Origin of the sequence: Sorangium sp. So ce1153 (genome assembly GCF_051521595.1) — a bacterium.
Lineage (GTDB): Bacteria > Myxococcota_A > Polyangia > Polyangiales > Polyangiaceae > Sorangium.
In genome coordinates, this window is record NZ_CP150361.1 from 9,961,586 (window position 1) to 9,976,006 (window position 14,421).

14 protein-coding genes are annotated in these 14,421 nt (G+C 74.1%); 7 read left to right on the forward strand and 7 right to left on the reverse strand.

What is annotated here, in order from left to right; genetic code table 11:
• Positions 1-25 precede the first annotated feature (25 nt).
• On the forward strand, positions 26-958 hold the full coding sequence (locus WME85_RS35875) for an MBL fold metallo-hydrolase (RefSeq protein ID WP_437827595.1): 933 nt from the start codon (positions 26-28) through the stop codon (positions 956-958).
• Positions 959-995: 37 nt separating this feature from the next.
• On the opposite strand, the gene WME85_RS35880 is transcribed toward WME85_RS35875, so the two are convergent.
• The 3 genes from WME85_RS35880 to WME85_RS35890 all read right to left on the reverse strand — a co-directional run bounded on the left by WME85_RS35880 (position 996) and on the right by WME85_RS35890 (position 4,837).
• Complete coding sequence (locus tag WME85_RS35880; RefSeq protein ID WP_437303567.1) at positions 996-1,841, reverse strand: pyruvate, water dikinase regulatory protein; 846 nt, start codon at positions 1,839-1,841, stop codon at positions 996-998.
• Positions 1,842-1,942: 101 nt separating this feature from the next.
• On the reverse strand, positions 1,943-3,043 hold the full coding sequence (dnaJ, locus tag WME85_RS35885) for a molecular chaperone DnaJ (RefSeq protein ID WP_437752834.1): 1,101 nt from the start codon (positions 3,041-3,043) through the stop codon (positions 1,943-1,945).
• A gap of 54 nt (positions 3,044-3,097) precedes the next feature.
• Entirely contained in the window at positions 3,098-4,837 is a 1,740-nt protein-coding gene (locus WME85_RS35890) for a class I adenylate-forming enzyme family protein (RefSeq protein WP_437827596.1), read from the reverse strand.
• A gap of 47 nt (positions 4,838-4,884) precedes the next feature.
• Here WME85_RS35890 and WME85_RS35895 point away from each other — a divergent pair, with 47 nt between their 5' ends.
• From WME85_RS35895 to WME85_RS35905, 3 genes are all read left to right on the forward strand, one after another.
• The gene (locus WME85_RS35895) at positions 4,885-5,289 is read left to right on the forward strand and encodes a PilZ domain-containing protein (protein WP_437827597.1); all 405 of its coding nucleotides are present in this window, start codon (positions 4,885-4,887) and stop codon (positions 5,287-5,289) included.
• A 59-nt stretch (positions 5,290-5,348) separates the two neighbouring features.
• Positions 5,349-7,592, forward strand: coding sequence for a hypothetical protein (locus WME85_RS35900; RefSeq protein ID WP_437827598.1), 2,244 nt, complete (start codon positions 5,349-5,351; stop codon positions 7,590-7,592).
• Positions 7,593-7,726: 134 nt separating this feature from the next.
• A complete protein-coding gene (locus WME85_RS35905; protein ID WP_437303571.1) occupies positions 7,727-8,290 on the forward strand; it encodes a hemerythrin domain-containing protein in 564 nt (187 codons plus the stop codon).
• 37 nt (positions 8,291-8,327) lie between these two features.
• Here the strand turns inward: WME85_RS35905 and WME85_RS35910 are convergent, their stop codons facing one another.
• On the reverse strand, positions 8,328-9,305 hold the full coding sequence (locus WME85_RS35910; protein ID WP_437827599.1) for a hypothetical protein: 978 nt from the start codon (positions 9,303-9,305) through the stop codon (positions 8,328-8,330).
• A 301-nt stretch (positions 9,306-9,606) separates the two neighbouring features.
• Here WME85_RS35910 and WME85_RS35915 point away from each other — a divergent pair, with 301 nt between their 5' ends.
• Positions 9,607-9,912, forward strand: a complete 306-nt coding sequence (locus WME85_RS35915; RefSeq protein ID WP_437752839.1) for a PilZ domain-containing protein — start codon at positions 9,607-9,609, stop codon at positions 9,910-9,912.
• Between the two features lie 64 nt (positions 9,913-9,976).
• Here WME85_RS35915 and WME85_RS35920 read toward each other — a convergent pair whose 3' ends face one another.
• From WME85_RS35920 to WME85_RS35930, 3 genes are all read right to left on the reverse strand, one after another.
• On the reverse strand, positions 9,977-11,314 hold the full coding sequence (locus tag WME85_RS35920; protein WP_437827600.1) for a FecR family protein: 1,338 nt from the start codon (positions 11,312-11,314) through the stop codon (positions 9,977-9,979).
• Positions 11,311-12,252 carry an RNA polymerase sigma factor gene (locus WME85_RS35925; RefSeq protein WP_437827601.1) on the reverse strand — a complete coding sequence of 314 codons (942 nt, stop codon included), beginning with the start codon at positions 12,250-12,252 and terminating at the stop codon, positions 11,311-11,313. Before WME85_RS35925 ends, WME85_RS35920 begins: the two co-directional genes overlap by 4 nt.
• A gap of 367 nt (positions 12,253-12,619) precedes the next feature.
• Positions 12,620-13,006: a hypothetical protein gene (locus WME85_RS35930; protein WP_437827602.1), complete on the reverse strand. Its 387-nt coding sequence runs from the start codon at positions 13,004-13,006 to the stop codon at positions 12,620-12,622.
• Positions 13,007-13,107: 101 nt separating this feature from the next.
• Here WME85_RS35930 and WME85_RS35935 point away from each other — a divergent pair, with 101 nt between their 5' ends.
• Together WME85_RS35935 and WME85_RS35940 are read left to right on the forward strand one after the other, a co-directional pair.
• On the forward strand, positions 13,108-13,959 hold the full coding sequence (locus tag WME85_RS35935; protein WP_437660329.1) for a purine-nucleoside phosphorylase: 852 nt from the start codon (positions 13,108-13,110) through the stop codon (positions 13,957-13,959).
• The gene (locus tag WME85_RS35940; RefSeq protein WP_437827603.1) at positions 13,956-14,417 is read left to right on the forward strand and encodes a cytidine deaminase; all 462 of its coding nucleotides are present in this window, start codon (positions 13,956-13,958) and stop codon (positions 14,415-14,417) included. The genes WME85_RS35935 and WME85_RS35940 overlap by 4 nt, the downstream gene beginning before the upstream one ends.
• The last annotated feature ends 4 nt before the right edge of the window (positions 14,418-14,421 follow it).

The window sequence follows — 14,421 nt, forward strand, 5'->3', positions numbered from 1 at the left end:
GCGCCCGCCGGGAGGATCGCCGATCATGGGACGCTTCGATCACCTCGCGACGCAGCCCCGCCGCGGCCCGGCCGACATCCTCCGCTGGAAGGTCGTCGACGCGGTCATCGACGCGGTCGCCGGCCGAAACCGCAAGGATCCCGGGGGCTTCTCGACGCCAGTGCGGCCGTACGACCGCGCGCTCGTCGCGGGCGCCGCGCCGTCGCTCACCTGGATCGGCCACGCCTCGTTCCTCGTCACGCTCGGCGGGGCGCGGCTGCTCATCGACCCCATCTACCGCGACGGGCCCGGGCCGCTGCGCCGCCTCGCGCCGCCGGGCATCCCGCTCGACGAGCTGCCGCCCATCGACGCGGTGCTGATCACCCACAACCACCGCGACCACCTCGACACGTGGACGCTGTCCCAGCTGGGCGGCGCGCCGCTCTACATCGCGCCCGTCGGCCACGAGGCGCTCCTCCGCAAGGCCGGCGCGCAGCGGGTGGTCGAGCTCGAGTGGTGGGGCGCGACCTCGGTCGGAGGGGTCGAGATCACGCTGGTCCCCGCGCGCCACTGGTCGATGCGCTTCCCCTGGGACCGGAACGAGGCGCTCTGGGGCGGGTACCTGATGCGCGCCGCCGAGGGCACGGCGTACCACTCGGGCGACACCGCGTTCTTCGACGGCTTCGCGGAGATCGGCCGGCGCGCCGGCGCGATCGACTGGGCCATGCTGCCGATCGGCGCCTACGACCCGCGCTGGTTCATGCAGCCCCAGCACATGTGCCCGGAGGAGGCGATCGAGGCGAGCCTCCTGCTCGGCGCGCGCCACCTCGTGGCGATGCACTGGGGCACCTACCGCCTCACGGACGAGCCGCCTGGCGAGCCTCCGGCGCGGGCGCGCGCCGGCTGGCAGGAGCGCGGGCTCCCCGGCGACGCGCTCTGGATCCTCGACGTGGGAGAGACCCGGGCGCTCGCCCGCTGACGCGCTGCCCCGCCGAGAGCCCGGCCCCCGCGCGGCCTCACATCAGGGTCACGCGCGCCGCCTTCGCGCGCTCGTCCCGCTCCTTCAGGTGCTCGAGGATGATCACCGCCGTCTCCTCGATCGCGCGCCCGGTGACGTCGACCACCGGCCACTCCGGGTGCGCGTCGAAGAGCTTGCGCGCGTAGTCCAGCTCCTGCCGCACGTGCTCGCGCATCGCGTAGTTCGTCTCCGCGGGCATCCCGAGCTGGCGCAGGCGCGCCTGCCGGATCGCGCAGAGCTGGTCGAGCCCGATGGTGAGGCCGACGATCCGGTCCTGGGGGGCCTCGAGCAGCTCGGGCGGGGGCGGGACGCCGAGCACCAGCGGGTAGTTCGCGACCTTGAGGCCGCGCTGCGCGAGCAGCGTCGACAGCGGCGTCTTCGACGTGCGGGAGACGCCGACGAGGAGGATGTCCGCCTTCTTGAAGTTCCGCGGCTCCTTGCCGTCGTCGCTCTTGACCGCGAACTCGACCGCCTCGATGCGGCGGAAGTACTCCTCGCTCAGCGGGAGCATCGCGCTCGGCAGGTTGATCGGCTCCCGGTCGAGGAAGGTGCCCAGCCGGACGATCAGCGAGCCGATCAGATCGATCGCCTCGATGTTCAGCTCGGCCGTGGCGACGTGGACGAACTCGCGCAGCTCGGGGCTCACCACGGTGAACACGACGAGCGCGCCCTCTCGGGCCGCGCGCTCGAGCACCGGACGCGCGACCTCCGGCGTGCGCACCCGGGTGTGCAGGCGGATCTGCACCCCAGCGTCCGGGTACTGGAGCAGCGCGGCGCGCACGGCCTTCTCCGCCGTCTCTCCCGTGGAGTCGCTCAGGACGTCGATGAACTTCGGCTTGTCCATGTCCGATGCCTCCGTCGCCATCTCGGCTCAGGCGCTCGAGGCAGGGCTCGTGCCTCGGCGCTCAGCGGGGCATGGAGGATCGCTCTCCGCCGCGCGGCAGGTCAACCAAACAGCCCCTTCAGCTTGTCCATGAAGGTGGCCTGCTGAGGCTGCACGTTCTCCCCGAGCTCCTTCGCCAGCTGGGAGATGAGCTCCTTCTGCGTCGCGGTGAGCTGCGTCGGCACCTCGACGCTCACCTCGACGAGCTGGTCGCCGCGCCCGCCGACGACGCGGCGCGGTATGCCCTTGCCCTTGATGCGGAGCACCGAGCCGGGCTGCGTGCCCGGGGGGATCCGCAGCCGGCCCTTGCCGTCGAGCGTCGGGAGCTCGAGGTCGCCGCCGAGCGCGGCGCGCGCGAACGAGATCGGCACGGCGCACACGACGTCGTCGCCGACGCGGCGGAAGAACTCGTGCGGCGAGACGCGGATGGTGAGCTCGAGGTCGCCCGGCCCGCGGTCGGCGCGCACGGCGTTGCCGCCGCGCTCGACGAGCCGGGTCGCGCCGTTCTCCACGCCCGCGGGGATGGTCACCTCGATCGTCTTCTGCTTCGCCGCGAGGCCGGCGCCGCGGCACGTCTTGCACGGGTCGGTCACGATCCGGCCCGTGCCGCGGCAACGCCCGCAGGGGCGCTCGATCGCGATCGGGAACATCCCCTGCTGCATCCGCACGCGGCCGCGGCCGGCGCACGCCGCGCAGCGCTCGGTCGACGCCCCGGGCGCGGAGCCCGAGCCGGCGCAGTCGCCGCACGGCTCGACCCGATCGTAGGTGATCTGCTTCGTGCAGCCGAACGCCGCCTCCTCGAAGGTGATCCGCACCTCCTTCTGCAGCGTCCCGCGGTCGCCCACCCGGATGCCAAGCGCGCCGAGGAGATCGCCGAAGATGGCGTCGAGGTTCAGATCCTGCATGTCGAAGGGCACGCCCTGGAAGCCCGAGCCGGCGGGGGCGCCGACGGCGGCGGGGCCGAACCGATCGAACGCCGCGCGCTTCTGCGGATCGCTCAGGATCTGGTAGGCCGCGTTCAGCTCCTTGAAGCGGACGTGCGCCCCCTGGTCACCCGGGTTCTTGTCGGGGTGGTGCTGCGCGGCGAGCCGCCGGAAAGCGCTCTTGATTTCATCCTGCGTCGAGGAGCGCTCGACGCCCAGTACCTCGTACGGATCGCGCACGAGGTGCGAAATAGCATCGATCGCGCTCCCGGGACAGCGCGCGTCGAGGAGCGCTCATCCCGCTGGTTTCTCCTCGGGTCCGACGAGCTCGCGCTTCATCACCTTGCCCGTCGGGTTGCGCGGGAGCGCGTCGACGAAGACGATCTCGCGCGGGATCTTCGGGCCCGCGAGCTGCGCGCGGCAGTGCGCCTTGATGTCGTCCTCGCTCGCGGACGCCCCGGGGCGCAGGGCGACGAACGCGCGCACGCGCTCCCCCCAGGCGCGATCCGGGACGCCCACCACGGCGGCCTCGGCGATCGCCGGGTGGTCGTGGAGGACCGACTCCACCTCGGCGGGGTACACGTTCTCGCCCCCCGAGATGATCAGGTCTCGCTTGCGGCCTTCGATGTGGTAGCAGCCGCGCGCGTCGCGGCGCGCGAGGTCGCCGACCGAGAAGAAGCCGTCCAGCGTCGACTCGCGCGTGGCGTCGGCATCCCTGTGGTAGCCGGAGACGAGCAGGGGGCTCCGCACGTAGAGCTCGCCCACCTCGCCGTCCCGGCACGGCCGCCCGTCCTCGCCCACGAGCAGGAGCTCGCTGCCGGCGACGGGGCGCCCGATGGTGCCCGGCGAGGCGCGCAGATCCTCGGGGCTCGCGACCGTCACGATGCCCGTCTCGGTCGCGCCGTAGAAGTTGAAGAGCCTGTCGCCGAACACCCTCATCGCCTCCGCCGCGAGCGCGGGCGGCAGCGGCGCGCCGCCCGCGAAGATCGCGGTGAGCGACGACGTGTCGTACGCGCGGATGCGCGCCTCGCCGAGCTCGAGCACGCGGTGGAGCATCGTCGGGACGACCGCGGTGGTGGTGACGCGGTACCGCTGGATGGCCTCGAGGAAGAGCTCGGGCTTGAACTCCGGGAGGATCACGATCGTCGCGCCGAGGACGAGCGACAGGCTCACGAAGCCGAACGCCGTGAGGTGGTAGAGCGGGCACACGGCGAGGTGCACGTCGCCGACGCGCATCGGGGTCGCGCCGATCGCCCCGAGCGCCGACAGGACGACCCCGCGGCCGAAGCCGCGCACCGCGCCCTTCGGCTTGCCGGTGGTGCCGGACGTGTACATCACCACGGCGGCCTGCTCGCTCCGATCCGGGGCGTCGCCGCGCTCCGCGAGGAGCTCGTCGAAGTGCGAGAAGCCCGCGGCGCGCGCGCCGACCGCGATCATGCCCTCGCGCGGGATCCCCGCGAGGAGCGGCGCTGCCTCGCGGATCATGTCGGCGATGTCGGCGTCGAACACGAGCAGGCGCGCCCCCGAGTGGCCGGCGAGGTAGGAGAGCTCCGCGGGGGTCGAGCGCCACGACGCCGTCACGACGGACGCGCCCACGCGGGCGAGCGCGATCTGGCTCATCACGAACTCGGGGCGGTTCTTGAGCACGAGCAGCACGGTCGCGCCCGGGCCGACGCCGCGCCGGTCGAGGGCGTAGCCCAGCCGGTCGATGACCTCGTTCAGCGCGAAGAAGGAGTACACTCGGTCCTCGGCCGGGCCCTCCGCGCCTCCCCCGGCCGCGCCGGGCGCGAGGCTCCGCGGGTCGACCACCGCGATCCGGCTCGGGCTGTTCTCGGCGTAGTACCGGAAGAGGAGCGACGGGTTCGCCCTGCCCTTCGCGAGCTCGCGCGCGAGCACCTTCAGCCCCGGCCAACGCAGCGCGGCGAGGAGCCCCGTCTGCGTCACCGCCCGCCGCACGACGAGCGCCTCGTCCTTGAGCGCGCCGACCCTGCGCCGCCCCCTCTCGAGCGCGGCCCTGGCACCACCGACGTCCATGCCGGCGACTTTACTCTGGCCCGGGCGCGCCGTGGTAGGGTGGCCTGGTGACGGAGAGTGACCGCCGCTCAGCCCAGCGCGCCGCGATCGAGCTGAGCGTTGAGTACAAACGACTCAACACGTTCTTCGCCGATTACACGCGCAACATCTCGAAGGGCGGGACGTTCATCCGCACGGATCGCCCGCTCGCCATCGGCACCGAGTTCGTGTTCGCCCTCTCGATCCGCAACCTGGCCGAGCCGCTCCGCCTGCGCGGCCGGGTGAAGTGGATCGTGATGCCCGCCGAGGCGACGGAGACGGCTCCGGCGGGGATGGGCATCGAGTTCCAGTACACGAACGACGCGGAGCGGGCCGCGACCGAGTCGGTGGTCGAGCAGCTGATGATGAGCGAGCTCGGCGAGACGCTCGCCTCCAAGCTGCTCGGTCGCAGGCTCGGCGACGGCTCGCGGTAGCGCCGGAGCCAGAGCGCCGGGGGGTGCGCGCACGCGTCCCCCGTGTACACTGCCCCGCAATGTCGCTGCCGACCCTGCCCCCCCGGCGCCGTCTCGCCCGGGGCCTCGCCGCGCTCGCCCTCGCGCTGTCTCCCCTCGCCTGCGGAGCCTCTGGCTCGCCGGGGGCCAAGGGACCGCCCGGCGCCGAGGGCCGCGCCGCGGTGGTCGAGGTCCGCGACGCCGATTTCTCCGGCAGCCTCTACACCATCGTGCGCGACGGCAAGGCGAGCCCGCAGCGCACGGGCCTGCTCATCGGCGTGATCCGCAGGCAGCTCGCGCACGCCGCCGCGCGCTTCAACGCCGGGCACCAGGACCGGGGCATCGAGAGCGTGATCGGCGCGCTCTACCTCGTCCGCCCCGGCGAGGGCCGCGCCGAGATGATCGACCCCGTGGGCGAGCGCGCCCTCGCCGGCGCGATCGAGCGGCTGAGCCCGCGCGGCGACGAGGGGCGGGTGCGCGCCCTGCTGGAGCTCCGCGCCGCCGCGCTGCCGAGCGGCAGCCGCGCCCGCGCCGAGGTCGACGAGCACCTCGCCGCGCTCGACCGCTGGATGAAGGACACGCGCACCGGCGGGCCGCTCGAGCAGCTCGGCATGGAGCAGCGCGCGTCCGTCGCGCGCGCCCTCGTCGACGGCCGCCCGGAGACGATCCAGCGCGCCGCCGCCGCGACCGCGGCGTGGATCGACAGGGCGATCGAGTTCAACATCGAGTACCGGCAGGGCGGGAAGCGGCCGGAGCGCGACGAGGCGGTCGAGGCGGCGCGCGCGCTGGAGTCCGGCGGCGCGAGCATGGCCGCGCTGTTCCTCCGCTTCGGAGACGCGAAGGGCGCGATCGAGCAGATCGACCGCACGAGCGCGCGCCGGGTGATCCCGCCCGGCCTCTACGAGCGGACCAAGGCCGCCGCGTCCGACGACGACGCGGCGTCGTGGCAGGCGCTCGCCGCGGCCTTCGCGCACCACGAGACGCAGGAGCGCGACGCCGAGACCGGGATCGCGCAGGAGCTGCTCGACGGGGCGGTGTGGGGCACGGCCCTCGAGGCATACCGCCGCGATCCGCTGAGCTACGACAGCGCCTCGCTCCTCTCGCAGGTGATGATCCGCATCGGCATGTCCGAGGCGACGCCGCTCGTGATGGGCAGCGCGCTCGGCGATCGGCCGAGCCCCGGCGCGCTCGGGGCGGCGCTGGGGCTCGTGCTGAGCGCGCTCTCGGAGGAGGCGTCGAACGACGATTTCGACGCCGCGCGGCGCACCTACAACGCCGCGGGGCCGCTGCTCGTGCTCGCCGACCAGGCGGCGCGCGGCGGCGCCGCCCTGGACCCGTCGGGCGCGCGCGTGCGCTCCCTCATGGCGTCGCTCGAGCTGCGCGCCGGCAACCTCGCCGCCGCGCTGCCGCTGCTCCGCGCGGCGACCGCGGCCGAGCCGACGATCAACGGCCTCACGGTGCTCGCGATGGCCGAGCGTCAGGCGGGCGAGCCCCAGGCCGCGCTGGAGGACGTGCGGCGGGCGCTGGGCGCGCCGGACGCGCGCACCTCGCCGCTCGAGATCATCCAGGCGCACCTGCTCGCCTTCGAGCTCCACCGCGAGGCGGGCACGCAGGACCGGGCCAAGGAGTCGCTCGACGCGGCGCTCGCCGCCGCGCTCGACGCCCGGCAGCGCGCGCGCGATCCGGGCGCCAAGGCGCGGACGGAGCGGCTGCTCGGCCGCATCCTCGACGGCTACGGCGATGACAAGGGCGCGGCGCGGGCTTACGAGCGGGCGTTCGCCCTGGTGGCCGCCGAGCCGCCGCAGCTCGGCGCCACGATGCTCGACGCCGTGGGGCGCGCGCTCGTGCAGCGCGACCTCCCCGCCGCGCGCCGGGCGCTGAAGCGCGGCCTCGAGGCGAACGTCGACGAGGACGATCTCGCCTACGGCGGGCTGTGGGTCCTGCTGCTGGAGCGGAGCCTCGGCGTCGCGACCGACGGCACCGCGGGCCGCGCGCTCGAGGGCTCGACGGGCCGCACCTCGTGGACCGGGCGGCTCGCGGCGTGGGCGAACGGCAGGATCAGCGACGCGGATCTCGGCAAGCTCGCCCAGAGCGCGGCGCAGCGCGTAGAGGCGCAATTCTACACCGCCATGGCAAGGAAGGCGGCCGGCGACGCGACCGCGGACGAGCGGCTCCGGGCGGTGTCGAAGAGCCCCGTCATCGACCTGCTCGAGGTGCAGCTCGCGCGCGAGATGCTGGCCCCCGAGCTGCGCCTCGACGTGCCGCGCAACGCGAGCCTCCCCTGAAGGTGCGATGTCGCCTCCTGCGCTGGGCAGGTGGCGAGATGGTCGGATGACCAGCGCCGGTGGTCGGCGCCGCGAGGCCTGTCGCGGAGAGAAAAACTTCCCACGCCCGCGCGTTCTTGTTCGATCATCGCCTGATGCCCGATGACCGGAACGATCCGCTCGAGAAGCTCGCCGCCGCTCACCGGAGCCTGGAAGAGAACCTGAACGATCTCGCGCGCGCCGCGCGCGCGCTCGGCGAGGCTCGGGGGCGCGCCGGCGCGCTCGAGGGGCTCTCCAGCGTCTTCGCCTACTTCGAGCGGTCGCTGAGCCGGCACCACGAGGACGAGGAGCGCTCGCTCTTCCCGCGGCTCGCGGTGCTGGAGGCCATCGCGCCGACGCTCGATCGGCTCCGGCAGGAGCACAAGGCGCATCAGCGCGCCATCAACGCTCTGCGCGCGGCGATCGCGCGCGACGGCGAGCCCGAGGCGATCGAGGCGATCCCCCAGCTCATCGACGAGCTGCGCGCGGCGCACCAGCGCCACGTGGCCTGCGAGGAGCAGGAGGTATTCCCGGCCGCGCGCCGGTTCCTGCAGGCCTCGGCCGTGCAGGGGATCTGGCACGAGATGGAGACACGCCGCGGGCGCGGCGCGCAAGGCAACCCCGCCAAGGGGATCAGCGGCCGACCCTACCGCCCCGGCGGGATGCGCAGGGGCCCGTAGCGGCAGGGCGCGCTCGACGAGCGCGGCCCTCGCCGCGCTAGAGCTGCTCCTCGCGCGCGCGCTCCAGGGCCGCGCGCAGGTAGTTCTGCGCCCGCAGCGTGTACGCCCCGTCCGGGTGCTCGTCCAGGTGGCTGCGGAACGCGTCTGCCGACTGTACGAACTTCCCTAGCCGGTAGAGCGCGACGCCGCGGGCGAGGTGCCTCGGGTACGACGGGTCGAGCGCGGCGAGCTCGTCGATCTTCTTCAGGCGATACTGCTCCGCGGCGCGCCACGCCTCCGCGTCGCGGAGCGACGCCGCGGGCGAGCGCGGCCCCGGCTCGCTGGCCTGCGTGGGGCGCGCCGCCGCCTCGTCGGCGGGAGGCGCCGCGAGGTCCCCGCCCCGCGCGACGCTGACGGGGTGCGAGAGCAGGAACTTGAACAGCGCGCGCTCCTCGTCGAGCGCCAGGCCGAAGGGCTCTCGCTGGATGCCGACGATGGCGTCCCAGCGCTTCTTGAAGAGCACCCCGAGCACGGCGCCATCCATGGCGACGCGGCGCGCCTCGCCGCCGCCGCGCGACCTCGCGTCCCCTCGCTTCAGCCAGCCGCTCCGGCGGAGCAGCCCGAGGAAGTCGCCGCCGAGCTCGCGGAGCTCGCCGGACTCCTCGCCGGTCGACTCGAAGCGGCGCACCTCGCGGATGAACGAGCTCAGCTGGTAGGCCCTCAGCCGGAGCACCGCCTCGTCTCCCTGGGCGAGCGCGGGACCCACGGCGTCGAGCACGCGCTTGCGCGCGGCGAGGAGCTCGGCCTCGGTGTGGTCCGCGTCGGCGTCCACGAGCCCGAACGCGCGGATGGCGGAGCCGAGCTCGCGCACCTCGGCGTCGAGCCCGATCTGCTCGGCCTGGCGGGCGCGGGCGACGTCCGCCTCCCGCGCGCGCTCGAGGGCTCGCGCGTCGGCGAGCGGCAGCGGCAGCTCGGCGGGCTCGACCGGCCGTGGCACCGCGAGGACCGCCGCAGAGCCCGCGATGAGGACGGCCACGAGCCCTGGCTGCCAGCCCTCGAGGTGCCGCTTCCAGCCGGGGCGCGCGCCCGCGCCGCCGCGCCCAGCCGCTCCGACATCGGCGCGGCCCGCCAACGCGCCGGCATCGGCGCGGCCCGCCAACGCGCCGGCATCGGCGCGGCTCCCCGACGCGCCGGCATCGGCGCGGCTCAACGGAGCCGAGCGCGGCTCCCGGCGCTTGACAGCGACGCTCTCCGCTCGCGACATTGATCGTTCCTCTGCGCTTCAGGATACCCCACGCGCGCTACTTTCAGCGCCGCGCAGCTGGCCAAGGAGGAACGTGCGAGATCACCGCAAGCACCCGCGCAAGCCCATCGAGCTCTCGATCGCATTCCGGATCGGCGATGGCCCGCGCATCGATGCGATATGCCGCGACATCAGCCTCGGCGGGATGTTCATCGAGACCACCTCGCCGGCTCCCTTCGGGGCCAGCGTCGAGGTGCTGCTGTCCCTCTCGGGCCTGAAGCAAGCCGCCGCGATCCCCTCCATCGTGCGATGGACCACCGCCGAAGGGATGGGGGTGCAGTTCGGATCCATGGGCGCGCGGGAGACTTACGCGCTCACCGAGCTCCTCGGCTCGCTCTGATCTCCGCGCGACGGCGCGGGCCGCGCGACGGCCGCGCTGCGTCGCGCCGCGCGGTCGGTCGCGCTCAGTCCTCGATGGTCAGCGGGATGTCGAGCTGCCGCGGGCCCTCCGCGAAGCGCCCTCGGTAGAGCCCCTCCGCGCACGCCTGCAGCGCCGGCCGTAGCGGCGGGTTGAAGCGCATGCTGGCGACGCTGCCGTCGGGACGCACGGAGATGCGCAGCGTCGACACGACCGATTTGCGGACCGAGGACGAGCTGCCCGCGGTCTCGCGCGCGAAACAGCTCGACAGCATGGCCTGCACGGAGGCGGGCGTGAGCGCGGGCGGAGCGGACGCCACCTGCGGCTCGGGGGCAGGCGCCGCGGCGACCGGCGCCGAAGCGGTCAGCGCCGAAGCGGTCGACGCCGGCTCGGCCGACGCCGGCTCGGCAGATGCCAGCTCGGCGGGCGGCGCCGGGAGCGGCTCGGCGACCGCGGAGGCGGTGGCCGCTGCCGGCTCGTCCGAGGCGGCGCCGACCGCCGCGACCGCAGCAGCCCCGTTCGGCGGATGCGCGCTGGCGGTCGTCGGCCGGGGCAGAGCCGGCGGGGGCGAAGGCTCCGGCGGCGCGACCGAGGGGGCGCTGTCCGGCTGCGCGGGCCGCTGCAGCAGGCGGGCATCGCGGCCACCGTCGAGCGAGAAGGTGCCCCGCGACGGGCCGACGAGCAGCCGCGCGGTGGTCGCGCCGCGGTACGCCGCCGGACCTACCGCGACGGTGCCGTGCTCCACGTCGACCTCCACGCGCCCGTCCAGGCGGGTCACGGTGAACAGCGTGCCGTGCACCGCGACGCGGGTGCCGTCCACCTCGACGGCGAACGCCTCGACGAGCCCCTCCTCGGGCGCGCGCGTGACGACGTCGGCGCGCACCGAGCCCCGCTCGAGCGCGATCACGTGGCCGACCCCCGCCGTCCCGACGGCGCGCACCACGGCGCGGCTGTTCGGCAGCAGCGTCCAGCGTACCGAGCCGACGTCGTTGAAGGAGACGCTGTGCGCCGCCGTCTCGACGGAGTCGCCCGGTCGGAGGGCGCGGAAGTCCAGATCGCCGGCCATGCCGGCGCCACCGGCTGCCCTGGGGATGTCCGCGACGTCGCGCGCGCGCGACGGCGTCGAGGTCGCCACGACGGGCGGGGCGGAGCGACCGGCCGCGAGGATCGCGAACGCGATGGCGGCCGCGGCCGCCGCGAACCCGAGCGCGCGCCCGAGCGGCGAGCGCGGCGCCGGCGCGGCGCGACGGATGGGAGCGGGCTTCTCGATGCGCGCGAACAGCTCGCGCTCGATCGCGTCCCAGCGTGGCTCCGGAGGCTCCTCGGCGCGGAGCAGCTGCTCCATGTGCTCGCGTGCCCGCTCGTACTGCTTTGCGCCGCTCACATGTCCTCCGTGTCGACAGCCGCTCCGTCCGCCGCGGGGTATCCCCCGGCCGCGTTCCCCACAGATACCCGCTCGCGCGTCGTCGCCGCCGCCGCGCCGTCCGCCTTCTCCGCGCCCCCTTCGGCCAGCTCGGCGGCGAGCTGGGCGAGCGCGGGCTCACCGCGCATCATCTCCTCGATCTCGCGCCGCGCATAGAACAGCCGCGTCCGGACGGTGAGCACCGGCGCGCCGACGATCTCGGCGATCTCGGTCGGGGCGATGCCCTCGAGCTCGTGCAGGACGTAGACGACCCGCTTCTTCTCCGGGAGGCGCTGCAGCACCCTCCGGAAGGCGTCGATCCTGCGAGCGCGAGCGGCGTCCTCGTCCGGGAGCATGCCGCGGTCGACCTCCAGATCGGCGCTCGGCTCGCCAGCGAAGACAGGGCGGCTGCGCGCCGCGCGCCGCGCCATCAACACGGCGTTGACCGTCACCCGGTGGAGCCACGTCGTGAACTTCGACTGCCCCCGGAAGTCGCCCAGGCTCCGGTGTACCTGGATGAACACCTCCTGGATCACGTCCTCGGCGTCGGCGGTCGGTCCGAGCATCCTGAAGACGAGCCGCGCGACGTCACGGCGGTAACGGCGGAATATCTCGGCAAAGGCCGTCGGATCGCCGCTCTGGAACCGGCGGATCCACTCGCCCACGTCGTCGGGCTCGGTCACGGGCGGAAGCCTACTCGCCCGCTCGGCGCTCATGGAGCACGATGGCAAGGCGACCAGCGCCGGGCGGCGCAAGAGGTCGTCGCCCGCGAGCACGGCGTCGAGCGCCGCCCGGGCGGCCGCGGCGGCTCGCTCGGGCAGGTCGTCCCCGCGGCCGTTCGGCGCACCCCAGCCAGGGGGGAGGAACGACCGCGAGAGGTGCGCCCAGAACGCCCCCGTCTCGATCGCCGCGGTATGCACAGAGGCTTCTGATGCGCCGGGCTGCCGGATCATTCACGCCGGCACGTCGCGATCGAGCGCCGGCCCGGAGCCGGGTCGCGCCAGGGAGCGCACAAAAGTTGTTCCTTGAGGCACATTGGCGCGACCTTCCGGCGCATGATCTTCATCGCCGTGTCGCTGACCGTGGCCCTGGTCGCTGCCGATCTTTTCGAGCTGGGCTCCCGCCGCCGCGATCGCGTGTAGCGACCGGCCTCGGCCTCTGACGAGAGACAACGAGAGACAGCGAGAGACAAAAAGAGATCCCGGCGAGAACCCGCTCCGGCCTCGGCCGAAGCGTGCTCACGCCGGGATCAGGGCGCGAGGGTGCTGTCCGGCTCGTCCGGTCGGCTCAGCCCGCGGCCTCGGCCCCCTCGGCCGCTGCGCCGCCCTTCTTCGGCAGGTCGAAGAGCGCCGACAGCTCGACCTTCTCCTGCTTCTTCTGCTCCAGGATGCGGTTGACCGCGCGCAGGACGCGCGTCTTCGCGGGGCCGCTGATCGGCTTGCCCTGAAGCGCGGCGTTCAGCGTGCGGTCGGTCACCGGTCGGCCGCTGCGCGGCTTCTTGGCGCCGGCGGCGTCCTTCTTCTTCGCGGCGTCCTCGCTGCCACGCGCCAGCCGCTTGGTCAGGCGGATCGCCCGGTCCTCCGGCTGCAGCCGCTCGATCTTGACCGACGTCGCGAGAATGCGGCGGGGGTCGATCTTCTTATCCTTCAAGAAATCTTCGATCTTGGTGCCCATCGTCGTCACTTGCCCCGAAAGGGCGGCGACCCTATCACGGGCTTTGTCGCTGTGCATCTGCGACGTTTACCCTTCGCGTCGCCCTGCGGTAGCTTGTCGCGGTGACCATCCTGCCCGAGCTCGACGAGGCCGCCCGCGTTATTCGTCAACAAATTCCAGCACCTCCGACCGTCGGGGTGGTGCTGGGGTCGGGGCTCGGGGGCTGGGGCGACGAGCTCTCCGACCTCGTCAAAGTGCCCTACGCGGCGATCCCCGGCATGCCCCGGCCCGCCGTGGAGGGGCACGCGGGCTTCCTGTGCGCCGGCCGCGTGGGCGACGTGCCGGTCGCCTGCCTGCAGGGGCGCGCGCACCTCTACGAGGGGCACCCGCTCGCGAAGGTCGTGTTCGGCGTGCGCGTGCTCGCGCGGCTCGGCTGCCGCGCCGTGCTCCTGACCAACGCGGCCGGCGGCATCCACCACGGCTTCGCCGCCGGCGACCTCATGCTGCTCATCGACCACCTCAACCTGATGGGGGTGAACCCGCTCGTGGGGCCGAACGACGAGGCGCTCGGCACGCGCTTCCCCGACATGACCTACGCGCACGACCCCAGGTTGCTCGAGCTCGCGAGGGCGGCGGCGCGCGACACGGGCGTCTCCCTGCGCGAGGGGGTCTACGCCGGGTTGCTCGGGCCGACGTACGAGACGCCCGCGGAGATCCGGATGCTGCGCACGCTCGGCGCCGACGCGGTCGGGATGAGCACGGTGCCGGAGATCATCGCGCTCAGGCACATGGGCGTGCCGGCCGCGGCCATCTCGTGCATCACGAACCTCGCCGCGGGGCTGACGCGGCGCGAGCTCAACCACCGCGAGGTCGAGGAGACCGCCAGGCAGGCGCGCTCGCGGTTCACGGCGCTGCTCTCGGCGTGGGTCCGCCGCGCGGGCGAAGGCGCCGCCGAAGGGAGCGCCGCTTCGTGAGCCGCGCCCCGCAGGAGGCCGGCGAGGCGCCCGCCGCTGCCGAGCCCGCGCCGGCGATCGACTGGGAGGCTCTCGACCGGGCGGCCCTCGCCGTCCGGGAGCGGGCGCACGCGCCGTACTCGGGCTACTGGGTGGGCGCGGCGATCCTCGTGCGCTCCGGCCGCGTGTTCGTCGGCTGCAACGTCGAGAACGCCTCGTACGGGCTCACCATCTGCGCGGAGCGCTCGGCCATCGTGCAGATGGTGGCGGCCGGCGAGCGCGATCCGGTCGCGATCACCGTCGCCACCAGCGGGCCCGTCCTCGGCAGCCCGTGCGGCATGTGCCGGCAGACGCTCGCCGAGTTCGCCGTGGATCTTCCGATCCGGCTCATCGCCGCCGGAGGCGGCGCGCCGCCTCGGCTCACCTCCCTGTCAGCGCTCCTCCCGGAGGCGTTCGGGGCGGCAGCGCTCTCGCGCTGATCGC

What these genes read in the sequence shown, in the direction of transcription:
- WME85_RS35875 (WP_437827595.1), top strand. Translation starts at nt 26, where the DNA reads ATGGGACGCTTCGATCACCTCGCGACGCAGCCCCGCCGCGGCCCGGCC.
- WME85_RS35880 (WP_437303567.1), bottom strand. Translation starts at nt 1,841, where the DNA reads ATGGACAAGCCGAAGTTCATCGACGTCCTGAGCGACTCCACGGGAGAG.
- WME85_RS35890 (WP_437827596.1), bottom strand. Translation starts at nt 4,837, where the DNA reads ATGGACGTCGGTGGTGCCAGGGCCGCGCTCGAGAGGGGGCGGCGCAGG.
- WME85_RS35900 (WP_437827598.1), top strand. Translation starts at nt 5,349, where the DNA reads ATGTCGCTGCCGACCCTGCCCCCCCGGCGCCGTCTCGCCCGGGGCCTC.
- WME85_RS35905 (WP_437303571.1), top strand. Translation starts at nt 7,727, where the DNA reads ATGCCCGATGACCGGAACGATCCGCTCGAGAAGCTCGCCGCCGCTCAC.
- WME85_RS35930 (WP_437827602.1), bottom strand. Translation starts at nt 13,006, where the DNA reads ATGGGCACCAAGATCGAAGATTTCTTGAAGGATAAGAAGATCGACCCC.